The organism is Levilactobacillus koreensis JCM 16448, from assembly GCF_001435525.1.
GTDB classification, from domain to species: domain Bacteria; phylum Bacillota; class Bacilli; order Lactobacillales; family Lactobacillaceae; genus Levilactobacillus; species Levilactobacillus koreensis.
In genome coordinates this window covers 14,240-27,186 of record NZ_AZDP01000086.1, presented here as the reverse complement: position 1 = coordinate 27,186, position 12,947 = coordinate 14,240, and the positions used below count along the sequence as shown (strand labels likewise).

The window sequence follows — 12,947 nt, the reverse complement described above, 5'->3', positions numbered from 1 at the left end:
GATTAATTCAGTAAATAAACATAAAGAAGGAGTTGGCGACACAACATGACATTTGGAATTCTCTGCGCCATGGAAGAAGAAATTAAAGAACTGCACGACGCCCTAGAGAACGGGACAACGACCGTCGTTCATGGGTTGAAATTTTATCAAGGGACGATTCACGGTCAATCCGTCGTTCTGGTTCAATCCGGAATTGGGAAAGTAGAAGCTGGTTTGACGACCGCTTTATTGATTACCCAATTTAATGTTGACGTGATGATCAACTCGGGGTCAGCTGGAGCCTTAGCCCCCGATTTAAATATTGGTGACGTGGTCGTTTCCACCGAAACGGCTTATCATGATGCCGATGCGCGGGCCTTTGGCTACGAGTATGGTCAATTACCACAACAGCCGGCTCGATTCGCCGCTTCCAAAGAATGGGGCGAAAAGATTGTGGCCGCCGCTGCTAAAACCGGCTTGAAGACCAAGCTTGGTTTGATTGTGACCGGAGACCAGTTCTTAAACAGTCCAGAGACCATCAAGACCATTATGGGTCACTTCCCAGATGCCTTATCTGGTGAAATGGAAGGGGCCGCCGTCGGCCAAGTTGCTCATCAGTTTGACGTGCCATACGTTGTGGTTCGGGCGATGTCCGACAACGCCGACAATGATTCCGGTGTTAACTTTGATGACTTTATTATTGATGCAGGTCACCGTTCTGCACAAATGTTATTAGCCTTGTTAGCCGCACAGAACTAACAGAGCTTTTCAGGAGGTTTTTTGAGGATGCAAGAGATTCATATTGATAATAGTAATGCGGTCCGGGAAATCTACCTGGACAACGCGGCCACCACGCCCATGGCCCCCGAGGTCTTAAACGAAATGGTCGATAAGATGGCCAACGTTTACGGCAACGCGTCGACCCTGTATGGTCTTGGTCGGCAAGCCCACACGGTCATGGAAAATAGTCGGCAGGTCATCGCTAAGAGTATCAATGCCGCTCACGATGAGGAGATCATCTTTACCAGCGGCGGAAGCGAAAGTGATAACACGGCGATTACCCAGACGGCGCTGACTCGCCAATCGCTGGGTAAGCACATCATTACCACTGCAATCGAGCATGAGGCGGTACTAAAGCCGTTGCATGCCTTAGAGGAGCAGGGCTTTGACGTGACCTATTTGCCAGTCGACGAGCACGGACGAATCAGTCTCGATGACTTTAAGGCCGCGCTGCGTGACGACACCATTCTGGTGACCATCATGATGGGCAACAACGAGGTTGGTAGTCGGATGCCGATTCACGAGATCGGTGAAATTCTAAAGGACCACCAAGCTTGGTTCCATACGGATGCGGTTCAGGCCTACGGGTCACTGGACATTGACGTGCAACGCGACCACATCGACATGTTGTCGACGTCTGCGCACAAGATCAATGGTCCTAAGATGATCGGTTTCCTGTACAAACGGGAGGGCGTGAACTTTCCTAGTTTGATCAAGGGTGGCGACCAAGAAGAAAAGCGCCGGGCCGGAACGGAAAATGTTCCCGCAATCGCTGGGATGGCGGTGGCCGCTAAGCTACTGACACCCGAGGTCAAGGCCGAAAAGCGGGCCCGGTTCCACGGTTTCAAGGAACAAGTCGTTCAAGGCTTAACCGATAACGGCATTGACTTTGAGATCAACGGGTCCCTTGAGGGTGAGAACCTTGAGCACGTCTTGAACATTTGGATCAAGGGAATTTCAACTTACGTCATGCAGACCAATTTGGATTTGGCGGGAATCGCCGTTTCCGGGGGCTCAGCCTGCACGGCCGGTTCGATTGAACCATCACATGTGTTGACCGCGATGTTCGGCGCCGACAGTCCGCGAATTGCGGAATCTATCCGGCTATCATTTGGTCAACAGACGACTAGCGCTGAGATTGACGCCTTCGTGAAAAACGTCAGTGCCATTGTTAAGCGACTTTCTCATAGTGAGGTGAAGTAACATGTTATTTGCTAAAGAAATGAAAATCGAGGGTGACACGGATACTTACGAGTTACACCCGAACGTGAAGCCTTACGCGTTGAAGGACGTGGGCTTCCAGATCTCCCATGCCGGGAACTATACATTGGAACGCTCCGTCGACCCAACGTCACCCTACAATAAGAATCAAATGTTGCGGGTGACCGTGGCCAAGGACCTAAGCGGGTTCAAGATGGCAACGACCAATGCTTCCGGTAACAGCCGCGTCAACATCTTCAAGGGGACGCACGCGGAAGGTAACGTGGAACAATACCACTTTATCCTACAAAACCTAATTGACCGCGAGATCTTGCAAAAGAAGTAGTCGGTGATGGCGGCTAAAAAACGTCGTTCTCCATGTGGGGGACGGCGTTTTTGTTTGGCTAAACTTTGCCGCACTGCGGCTGCCAGAGAATTTGTCTCCAGATGCCACTCACCAACTAGACCCAAAGCCATCGTTCAGGTCTTGGACGTAGTGTGGTTGCCGATTCGGTTGGAGAAATTGGCGGAGTTCTGCTGGTTGAAAGTCGATTTGGGCGAGCTGTTCCGGTGTCTTCCAGAGTAACCGGTCGCCATTACAAGTGGCTGCTGGGAGCATTGCCGTTGTTTCGACTTGGAAGAGAAGGACCACTTGTTGCCAGGTTTCACCTGGAATCGTCACTTGGTGATCAGCCACGGTTAACAAGTGGACCGGCGTGACTGCGATGCTCAGCTCCTCGCGAAACTCACGGATAATGGCCGCCGCAGCAGATTCGTGGAGCTTGACACGCCCACCGATCAAGACGGCGTCGGCGGTGGTTGCGGTGGTGACGAGAATGCGGCCGGTCGTGTCGAAGATGGTGCCCGCCGCACGGTAATTGAAGTTGCCATTGGCGGTTTCTAGGGTGATGTCATTGGGTTCGTGTTCCATGGGGACTCCTTAGTTGGCCGAGACGTACTTGAGCAGGCCTCGTTGCCATTCGATGTAGGAAAGTATCAGTAATAGACCGGTGACCAGCGTTATCCACAACAGGAGCCACGTGGGATGATTGTGACCAAATTGGGCCGGAACGTTGGTAATGGCCAGTGAGGGGATGACCCAGAGAAAGAGTTGTTGGATCACCCGCGGATAAATTTTAGCCGGTCTAGCAGAAGCTGTCATCAGGTCTTCGGGGATGCCATTGAGTGCGGTCAGGCCGTCGACCCAGAAGGCCAGCGTCACCATGATCTGATTGAGGGCGAAGACAAAGGCAATCCCCACAATGACGGCCATTAAGTAGAACAGCAAATTGAGCGGCGTTGGGTGTAGCCGGGTCAAGATGACAGCCTCAATGATACTGGTTAAAATCAGCGTGACTAGCGAGGGAAAATCTACGCGATAACACGCATGGAACCAATAGGCGTTTACCGGTCGTAGCAAGGAATAGTCCAAGTTACCCGACAAAATTTGGTCGGTAAGGTCCTCGTGGGCAGCGACAAATAGGAATTGATAGGCGTAACTAATGAGGTTGGCCGTGGTGATGAGATTCAGGTAATCTAAGAAGTTCCAGCCGTAAATGGTGGGGGTGAAGGAGAAGTAGACGCCCCCGGTGATCAAGTCGATCACGTAAAACAAGACCCCAAACAACGCGGTCAGAATGGTCGTCACCCGGTAAGTCATGGTTTCGGCGAGGCTCTGCGTGATTAATACGCGATAAATCTTAAACATTAGCTACCCACCCCCTCGTAAGACCGAATGCCGCGGTGCCAGGTTAATTTGATCAGGACGAGAACAGCGACAGTCCATAGCATGGTCCAACCCCCAGTAATTGCGATTTGATCGAGCGAGAGTTTACCTAATAACAGTAGGGTCAGTTGGTTGCCGGCTAAGGAAAAAGGATTGTAGATCAGCCAGGAAAAGGCTGCGGGCAAGACCTGTAGCGGAAAGGCTTGGCCGCCCAGCAGTAAGAAAAGCGCACTCAACACCGGTCGTAGCGGCCAGACTTGAATCAGCCAGAAACTGCAGAGGCTGATGGCGGTGATCATCAGAAGGAACATGCCGTACGTCACGGCCATGAGTAAAAGACTGCTGACACCATACAGGAGTCCTCGATGAAAGATGGGACTGATGATGCCGGTCACGAGGCCATAGACAATGAGGTAGGGAATCGCCCGTCCAAGGTACTCCCAGAAACTCTGAACGAAGTAGTTGATGGGGCGCATGAGGACGACGGAAAGATTGCCGCTACGAACCAGTCCGCTAAATTTAAAGATTGGTTCTGCGGAGAAAATCAGCGCTAAGACGTTGACCACAATCAAGTAGAACACCATTTGGCGGGATTGGATACCAGCAATGGTGACACGCCCACTGAAATTGTAGACGGCGAGCCACATAAAGATGGTGACTAAAACGTTAATGGCGGTGGTCAGTAAGTGTAGCAGTAAGTTACCCCGGTAAGCCAACGTGGTCAGTAGGGCATTTTGACAGGTTACCCAGTATTTCATTGTGCCGGTGCCTCCTCGGAAAAGAGCTGTGTGAGGATGGCATCCAGGTTGCCATTGCGCCGGCTGACACGCAAAATGTGTCGTGGGTCGACCGGCAACGTGGCTAGTGCGGTGGCATCGACCTCGTAATGGGTCGGGTCCACTTGGCGGACGTGTGCCGGTAGTGGCGTGAGGGGACCGTCCGTCACGATTTCCAGGATTGGGGCGGTGGCGTAGTGACTGATCAGGCCAGTCGTGGTACCGTCGAAGATTTTTCGACCGTGGTTGATGACTGCCACGCGTTGGGCGAGGGCCTCAATATCCTTGGTATTATGGCTAGTCAGGATGATCGTCATCTGGGTGTCTTGATTCAACTGTTTCAGAAACCGATAGATGTTGGCTTGGCTACTGACGTCGATGTCGATCGTGGGCTCGTTCAAGAAGAGAATCTCTGGTCGATGAATCAGCGTACAGATCAACTCAAACTTGATCCGCTGGCCCAGCGATAATTTACGGACCGGAACGTGTAGCTGCGGTGTGACCGCCAGCTCCTTGGTGAGAAAGGCCAGCCAGGTGGTAAATTGGTCGTGGGAGATGTGGTAGATCTCCCGTAACAGGACTAGGGTGTCCAGTGGTGGCAGGTCCCAGGCCAACTGACTCTTCTGACTGAGCATCACACCGATGCGTTGGAGAAAGGCGGGTCGCTTGCGAAAGGGGACTTGATCGGCGAATAATCGTACCTTGCCCGTGTTAACGGGGAGAATGCCGGTCATGAGCTTGATCAGGGTGGTCTTACCCGCCCCATTAGCGCCTAGGAGGCCGAGAACTTCGCCCCGGTTCACTTGTAGGGAGATGTCCCGAACGGCCGCAACGGTGCTTTTTTGCCGGTGAAATAGGTCGTGCCAGGCGCCGCTGAACCCGGATTGTTTGGTAAAGGTCACGTAGCTAAAGCTGGCGTGATTGATGGAAATGATGGGTGCAGACATAGTTGTCGCTTCCTCACTTATGAAAATCTAATTATTTTTTAACTATAGTGCTGATTGAATCACGTGTCTACCTGAAAACAGTCAGAGTGAGCGGAGTGATGAAAGGAAACGCCAGGCTTGCAAAACGGTTGGAAAATGGGTAAACTAGGCAATACTGGATTTATGCGACCTTCAAATCGTAGATTCTCCAGAATCTGAGAGAAATGATGGTGATATCATGCAGGACAACAGCCAAACACGGGTTGTCGTTGGTATGAGTGGCGGGGGCGATTCCTCCGTTGTCGCTTTGCGCTTAAAGCAGCAGGGCTACGACGTGATCGGCGTCTTCATGAAGAATTGGGACGATACGGACGAGAACGGGGTTTGTACCGCCACAGAAGACTATAAAGATGTAGCAAAGGTTGCTTCGCAAATTGGCATTCCTTACTACTCCGTCAACTTTGAAAAGGAATACTGGGACCGTGTGTTCACGTACTTCTTGGATGAGTACAAAAAGGGTCGGACGCCGAACCCCGATGTGATCTGTAACAAAGAGATCAAGTTCAAGGCTTTCTTGGACTACGCATTGGAGCTGGGTGCTGACTACATCGCGACGGGTCATTACGCACAGTTGACTCGTGACGAGAACGGCGACGCGCACTTAATGCGGGCCGTGGATCAGAACAAGGACCAGACTTACTTCTTGAGCCAGCTCTCAACCGAGCAGTTGGATCGGGTGATGTTCCCAATCGGTGACTTGGTTAAGCCACAGGTTCGTGAGATAGCTAAGGAGGCTGGTTTGGCAACTGCCGACAAGAAGGACTCCATGGGAATCTGCTTTATTGGTGAGAAGGGTCATTTCAAGGACTTCTTAAACACCTATCTGCCAGCCAAGCCCGGTAAGATGATGACGGTTGATGGTGAGGTCAAAGGTGACCATGCCGGCTTAATGTACTATACAATTGGTCAGCGTCGCGGCTTAGGTATCGGTGGTGACGGTGAAGATAACGAGCCTTGGTTTGTTATCGGCAAGGACTTGACGAAGAACATCCTGTACGTGGGTAAAGGCTACCATAATGAGCATTTATACGCGACACATTTGTCTGCTTCGGACATTCACTGGGTAAACACCATTGATCGCGGCAGTGACTTCCACTGCACGGCGAAGTTCCGTTACCGGCAAAAGGATACTGGCGTGACCGTTCACTTGAGTGAGGACGGCCAGCAGGTCACGGTCGAGTTTGACGACCCAGCCCGGGCCATCACGCCTGGTCAGGCCGTTGTCTTCTACAACGGTGACGAGTGCCTAGGGAGTGCCATTATTGACGCTGCCTACAACAAGGACCGCGAGTTACAGTTAATCTAAACACAGTTGGGTCTCTTCACTTTAATGGTGGAGAGACCCTTTTTGTAAGATACAAACGGTTTAATGACGCTAGCAATCCGGAGAAAATTGAATTTTATGGCGGAGTTTCTTTGAAATAGCCCCCAAAACTGGCATAATATATAGGATGTACGTATCATGTGCTTTCGCCTTACCGGTCGGCAAATATGGGCTGGAACGGTGCGAACACAACTTGAAGCCTCAAAAAGTGAGTCTCCAAGATTGGTTTTCTACTAAGCCGGCTAAGAACGCCGACTAAGTAGAACGACGCGCCTGAGCCCATATTTGCCGACCTCTCGGCTTACATTGTGATTTATAATGACAGTGTGGATGAATTATCAGTCCAGCTGGATATGCGAGATTTAAGACTGATCGATTGAGAAGCCCGTTACAGCATTAGTACGGTTATCAGACATATCTGCTCCGTTTCCTGTGCCAAGTAACGCGATGATTCACAGATGAATGGTGATTACGACTCTAACTGATGATTCGACTCGCCCTTGGTCTTAACGACTAAAATGGTAGAGCACAATCAGAGCCAGAAGAGGCCAGGGATGCAGCCAGCCGTGGTAATCTTACTAGCTGGCCGTTGGCTAGCTAGTAAGATGGGCGACTTTGAAGACACACGATCTTGGTGTGGCTTCAAATCGAGTCGGAGGACCGCCCCTTAGTCCGGAGCGTCCCCACAGCAGGCGGAATCTCTGGCGGTCGGAGCGCGGCCAATTTAATACAGTCTATGTTTGAAACAATTTTAAACCAGTTGTAGTAACCAATAACCAGTATGAGAAGCATTTAAGAGAGTAGAGAAGGGAAGATTACGCGTTGAAATTATACTTTATTCGTCACGGGAAGACCCAGTGGAACCTGGAGGGTCGTTTCCAAGGTGCCGGGGGCGACTCACCCCTGTTGACCGAGAGCTACCAACAGATGGTGCAGGTCGGCCATTTTCTGAGAGATACCCCGTTTACCCACGCCTACGCGAGTCCCATTAAGCGGGCACGCGTCACTGCTCGACGGGTCGTGCGCGAGTTACATCAGCGGGTGCCACTGACCCTGATGAGCCGGCTAGAAGAATTCCATCTGGGGAAAATGGAGGGCATGGCCTTCGCCGATGTTCGTCAGCAATTTCCAGCCGAATTGGATGCCTTCCGTAATCATCCGGACCAGTACGACGCGGCGACTATCGGTGGGGAGACCTTTACCGAGGTGATCGACCGGATGACACCCGCAATTCAGACCGTTGTGGCGGCTAACCCCCGATCAACGGATAATGTATTGATCGTCAGTCATGGGGCCGCTTTGAACGCCGAAATCAATGCGCTGCTGGGAACACCGCTCGCTGATCTGCGGAAACGCGGCGGCATTCGGAATACCAGTGTGACCATACTAGAGACCACTGATGGCCACCACTTTGATTTGATTGACTGGAATGACACAAGTTTTCTCACGGCCGCGGCAACGCCGACCGATACAATTTAGGTGATGAATAATGACAAATAAAAATGAAAAGAGTCGTGACGCGGATAAGCAGCGTTCGGAACGATTAGTCCACCAATTAGTCCAGCGTATTGATACCCATCCCGGAGACGCTGACGCCTATTACGAGTTGGCCACGGTCTTAGTCGACCTCAACTCCTATGCACAGGCCGAAGAGTTACTGATGAAAGCTTTAGGGCTGTTTGCGGCCAAAAAGGATGTCGTGGAAAAGCTCCGGTATGGTTTGGGTAACGTGTACTACGCCGCTCAGGACTATACCAAGGCGATTCAACAATTTGATCAGCTCGGTAGTCAGTGGAAGGGTGCCGGTTACCTCATGTTGGCGCAGAGCTACATGGCTAACGGCGATCACAAGCGGGGGTTAGCCTTTGCCTTAACGGCGTTGACTAGTCAGCCCAAGGACGCGGCAACCTTACAGGTGGTGGCTGAAAACTTGCTGGCATTGGGAAACATGGCCCAGGCAGCACAGTATTATGATCAAGTGTTGGCACTAGACTCCAAGAACGGCCGTGCGAACTTTGACCGTGGCTTAGTCGCCATGGTTCAGGGAGAGCCCTATGCGACTTATTTTGAGTTGGCTAGGCAACAAGACCCAGCTTATTTTGAAAAGGGACAGCAACGGTTAGCCGATATTGAACGATTTGTGCAAACGCAACAAGGTAAGTCGGACAAGTAACGAAGGGAGGCAAGCAGATGGCAACCGAATCACTGGATTTATTTGCAGCGGATAGCGCTGGACAAGCCGATTACGTGGTCGGCACCGTCAGTGCGGTCTTCTTTGCCAGTAACGATAGTTTTTATAAGGTCATGTTGGTCAAGGTCTCGGAGACTAGCCTGGATTGGCACGAGGACGAGATTGTCGTGACCGGGAACTTCGCGGATATTAAGGACGATGTGACGTACCGGTTTACCGGGAAACGCGTTGAACACCCGAAGTACGGTGTGCAGTTTCAAGCTGACAACTATCAAAATGAGACGCCGACCTCTCGCAGTGGCCTCATTGCCTATCTGAGTGGCGATGACTTCCCCGGGTTGGGTAAAAAAACGGCTGAGAAAATTGTCGATGGGCTTGGAACGAATGCGATTGAGAAGATTTTAAATGACAGTAGCGTGTTGACGCCACTTGGGCTCTCACCCAAGGTGGTGGCTACGTTGGTCAGTCAACTTCAGACCAATAACGGGATGGAGCAGATCATCATTGGCCTCAACGGTTACGGCTTCGGGAGTACCTTGGCGGCGGCCATTTATAACCGCTATCAAGAAAAAACGTTGGATGTGATTCATGACAACCCATACCAGTTGGCCGAGGATATCACCGGGGTCAGTTTCAAACGGGCCGACCAGATTGCCACGCAGCTCGGCTACGAGGCGGATCGTCCGGAACGGTTGCGGGCGGGCCTACTCCAGACGCTTAACGATTTATCAGTTTCAAATGGGGACACTTACACGACGGCGAAACCGCTCCTGAACAACGCGTTGAGCCTGCTGGAAAATTCACGAAATGTGCGGCTGAATCCTCAGGGACTTGCGGACCAATTACTTGAATTGGCCAAGCAACAGAAGGTCGTTGGTGATGACCAACGAATTTATTTGAAATCGTTGTATGATGCAGAATGGCAGATTGCCGAGCATTTACAGCGGTTGCTCCAGGCTGATGACCACCGACCAGAATTTAGCGAAGACGCCATCAAGAAACAATTACGAATCGTCGAAAATCAGGCCGACATCGTGTATGATGAGTCGCAAACCTCGGCGTTGGCGGCGGCGATTCGGGCCAAGGTGCTCCTCTTGACTGGGGGGCCCGGGACCGGGAAGACGACCATTATTCGTGGTCTGGTCAACTTGTATGCGCGGTTGTACGATGTGTCGTTGGATATTAATGAGTATAAGGACAAGCCATTTCCAATACTGTTAGCGGCACCGACTGGTCGGGCTGCCAAACGAATGAGTGAGTCGACCGGCTTGCCTGCCAGCACGATTCACCGGCTACTGGGATTGACTGGCCGGGAAAACGATTTGGACGCCGCGGCAACCAAGGACCTCGAGGGTGGCCTGTTGATCATTGATGAAGTGTCGATGGTCGATGTCTACCTGATGAAGACGCTGCTCCGGGCGGTGCCGGATGGCATGCAAGTCATTCTTGTGGGGGATAAGGATCAATTACCGTCCGTGGGTCCCGGACAAGTCTTCCACGATTTACTGGACAGTGATCATCTGGACAAGATTCAGCTGGATACGATCTATCGACAAGGGGATGGCTCATCGATTATTCCACTCGCTCATGCCATTAAAAAGGGGCAACTGCCCGCTGACTTCACCAAGAATCAACCGGACCGGTCGTTTATTGCGTGTCATGCGGGCCAGGTGCCAGCGGTTATTGACCAAATCGTGGCCAAGGCCCATGCAAAAGGCTTCTCGGCCGCTGACATTCAAGTGTTGGCGCCAATGTATCGGGGCACCGCCGGGATCGACCGGTTGAACGTCGTCTTGCAGGATATTTTAAATCCCAAGAAGAGTGAGCGGTCAAAGGAAGTTGAGTTCCGTAATCAACATTTCCGGATTGGCGATAAAGTCTTACATCTTGTGAATAGTCCCGAAAACAATGTCTTTAACGGAGATATCGGCACCATCACGGGGATCGACCTAGCAAGCGATAAGCATAGCGAGGTCAAATCGGATACCCTGACGATTGCCTTTGAACAGACCGAAGTGAGCTATTCGCGCAATGACTGGAACCGGCTGACCTTGGCCTACTGCATGTCGATTCATAAGTCGCAGGGGTCAGAGTTCAAGCTGGTGATTTTACCAATGGTCAATCAGTATAGTCGGATGCTGCAACGCAATCTGCTCTACACGGCGGTCACGCGGGCGGCGGACATGTTGATCCTGATTGGGGAACCCCAGGCGTTTGAGACCTGCGTCACGAATCTATCGGTCAACCGGCATACCACGTTGACTTTACGAATTCAGTCGGTCATTGCACCGGATGAAAAACCGGCTGAGAAAACGCCGACACCTGAAGTCACGACTGAGAAGTCGGCACCGGTAGCGGCGGGCACAACAGCGGCTGGTGAAGCGCCTACCGTTAAGGAAAAATCAGCTTCTGCGGGAGAGGCAAAACCAACCGAGCCACAGGATTATCGGTTGACATCAGAACTCGTTTTGGCTGGGGGAATCGACCCCATGATCGGCATGCAAGGGACAACCCCGCAACAATTTATGCCATCGGACCAAAATAGCTAGCTCAGGCGTTGCGTTTCGTGACAAAGATTGCGATAATATAGACAGTAAAAATTAACGAATTGTGGGTAATCCCCACTGGGAGGCTGTTATGGCAGAACACGTCGAAGCTGGCAGAATGAAAGTCTTTGCCCTGAACTCAAACCGACCACTCGCAGAAAAGATTGCGAAGGCCGCTGGAGTTGAATTAGGAAAAGCAACGATCAAGCACTTTAGTGACGGTGAAATTCAGATCAGTATTGACGAAAGTATTCGGGGGGATGAATTGTTCCTTATTCAGTCCGTTTCCGATCCAGTCAACACTAACCTGATGGAACTTTTGATCATGGTCGATGCAGCGCGCCGGGCGAGTGCGGATAAGATCAACGTGGTCATTCCGTACTATGGTTACTCACGAGCCGACAGAAAGGCCCGTTCACGGGAACCCATTACTGCGAAATTGATTGCGTCACTCATGCAGATGGACGGTGTCAGTCGCGTGATCGCGTTGGACTTACATGCGGCTCAATTGCAAGGGTTCTTCGATATTCCGGTCGACCACTTACAAAGCGACCGCTTGTTGACGAGTTACTTTGAAAATAGTGCGATGGCTGATGAGGATATTGTGGTGGTTGCCCCAGACCATGCCGGTGTGAGCCGGGCACGGCGGTTGGCGGAATTATTGAGTGCCCCAATCGCAATTATCGACAACCGGGACGATGCCGAGAATGCGGCCCACCCAGAAGCCGTTATTGGGGATGTTAAAGGCAAACACGCCATCTTGGTGGATGATATCATTGATACGGCCGTCCGCATCACCATTTCAGCGGACGCCCTCAAGAAGGCTGGTGCGGCTGATGTCTACGCTTGTGCAACACATGCTGTGCTGTCCGGGGATGCCACTCAGCGGATCAATGATTCCGTCTTGAAAAAGGTGGTCATCACCGACTCCATTCAGTTACCAGAAGACAAGCAAAGCGACAAGTTCGTCGTGATGTCCGTGGGTGACCTGTTTGGGAAAGCCATTGATTTGATTTATCACGAAGAACCAGTGGATTCCTTATTCCACCCAGCACCTAAGCGTCAAGAACAATAAAACTGAATTTTAAGTATAGAAAAAGCACCGAAGCAGTCTGAAAGATCAGATGGCTTCGGTGCTTTTTAGTTAGATTGCTAAAGGTTGAAAGATGAAATCCCTGTCTCGCACCAGTATTGGCAAGGATTCGCACCATTAAGATAGTGTAAAATTGCCGCACTCCGGCTGACAGGGATTCCGCCTGCTGTGGGGACGCTTCAGACTGGGAAATCACCAGTCTTCTCGCTCGATTTGAAGCCACGAAGAACCGCGTGTCTCCAAAGTCGCCCGTGCTGTAAGCTGGCTGATGAATCGCCAGCCAACACCACCTCCACGGCCGGCTACATCCCTGTCCTCCTTCGGCTCTGATTGTGCTTTACCACGA

The 12,947-nt window shown here is 51.5% G+C and carries 12 protein-coding genes; 8 read left to right on the top strand and 4 right to left on the bottom strand.

Features of this window, described 5'->3' with window-relative positions; genetic code table 11:
* Window positions 1-45 precede the first annotated feature (45 nt).
* The 3 genes from FC99_RS07625 to FC99_RS07615 are packed head-to-tail and all read left to right on the top strand — an operon-like array spanning window position 46 to window position 2,305.
* Complete coding sequence (locus tag FC99_RS07625; protein ID WP_048735818.1) at window positions 46-738, top strand: 5'-methylthioadenosine/adenosylhomocysteine nucleosidase; 693 nt, start codon at window positions 46-48, stop codon at window positions 736-738.
* Between the two features lie 27 nt (window positions 739-765).
* On the top strand, window positions 766-1,962 hold the full coding sequence (locus FC99_RS07620) for a cysteine desulfurase family protein (protein ID WP_048735819.1): 1,197 nt from the start codon (window positions 766-768) through the stop codon (window positions 1,960-1,962).
* 1 nt (window position 1,963) lies between these two features.
* Window positions 1,964-2,305: a DUF1831 domain-containing protein gene (locus FC99_RS07615; protein WP_048735820.1), complete on the top strand. Its 342-nt coding sequence runs from the start codon at window positions 1,964-1,966 to the stop codon at window positions 2,303-2,305.
* A gap of 108 nt (window positions 2,306-2,413) precedes the next feature.
* Here the strand turns inward: FC99_RS07615 and FC99_RS07610 are convergent, their stop codons facing one another.
* The 4 genes from FC99_RS07610 to FC99_RS07595 are packed head-to-tail and all read right to left on the bottom strand — an operon-like array spanning window position 2,414 to window position 5,408.
* A complete protein-coding gene (locus FC99_RS07610; protein ID WP_048735821.1) occupies window positions 2,414-2,890 on the bottom strand; it encodes an NUDIX domain-containing protein in 477 nt (158 codons plus the stop codon).
* A 9-nt stretch (window positions 2,891-2,899) separates the two neighbouring features.
* On the bottom strand, window positions 2,900-3,667 hold the full coding sequence (locus FC99_RS07605; RefSeq protein WP_048735822.1) for an ABC transporter permease: 768 nt from the start codon (window positions 3,665-3,667) through the stop codon (window positions 2,900-2,902).
* Window positions 3,667-4,443: an ABC-2 family transporter protein gene (locus tag FC99_RS07600; protein WP_048735823.1), complete on the bottom strand. Its 777-nt coding sequence runs from the start codon at window positions 4,441-4,443 to the stop codon at window positions 3,667-3,669. The genes FC99_RS07605 and FC99_RS07600 overlap by 1 nt, the downstream gene beginning before the upstream one ends.
* Window positions 4,440-5,408: an ABC transporter ATP-binding protein gene (locus FC99_RS07595; protein ID WP_053083559.1), complete on the bottom strand. Its 969-nt coding sequence runs from the start codon at window positions 5,406-5,408 to the stop codon at window positions 4,440-4,442. Before FC99_RS07595 ends, FC99_RS07600 begins: the two co-directional genes overlap by 4 nt.
* Window positions 5,409-5,625: 217 nt before the next feature.
* Here FC99_RS07595 and mnmA point away from each other — a divergent pair, with 217 nt between their 5' ends.
* The 5 genes from mnmA (at window position 5,626) to FC99_RS07570 (ending at window position 12,583) form a co-directional block, all read left to right on the top strand.
* A complete protein-coding gene (mnmA, locus tag FC99_RS07590) occupies window positions 5,626-6,753 on the top strand; it encodes a tRNA 2-thiouridine(34) synthase MnmA (protein WP_056986513.1) in 1,128 nt (375 codons plus the stop codon).
* 840 nt (window positions 6,754-7,593) lie between these two features.
* On the top strand, window positions 7,594-8,250 hold the full coding sequence (locus FC99_RS07585) for a histidine phosphatase family protein (RefSeq protein ID WP_048735825.1): 657 nt from the start codon (window positions 7,594-7,596) through the stop codon (window positions 8,248-8,250).
* Between the two features lie 10 nt (window positions 8,251-8,260).
* Window positions 8,261-8,944 carry a tetratricopeptide repeat protein gene (locus FC99_RS07580; protein WP_048735826.1) on the top strand — a complete coding sequence of 228 codons (684 nt, stop codon included), beginning with the start codon at window positions 8,261-8,263 and terminating at the stop codon, window positions 8,942-8,944.
* A gap of 17 nt (window positions 8,945-8,961) precedes the next feature.
* Window positions 8,962-11,511, top strand: coding sequence for an SF1B family DNA helicase RecD2 (recD2, locus tag FC99_RS07575; protein ID WP_048735827.1), 2,550 nt, complete (start codon window positions 8,962-8,964; stop codon window positions 11,509-11,511).
* A gap of 88 nt (window positions 11,512-11,599) precedes the next feature.
* Complete coding sequence (locus tag FC99_RS07570) at window positions 11,600-12,583, top strand: ribose-phosphate diphosphokinase (protein ID WP_048735828.1); 984 nt, start codon at window positions 11,600-11,602, stop codon at window positions 12,581-12,583.
* The last annotated feature ends 364 nt before the right edge of the window (window positions 12,584-12,947 follow it).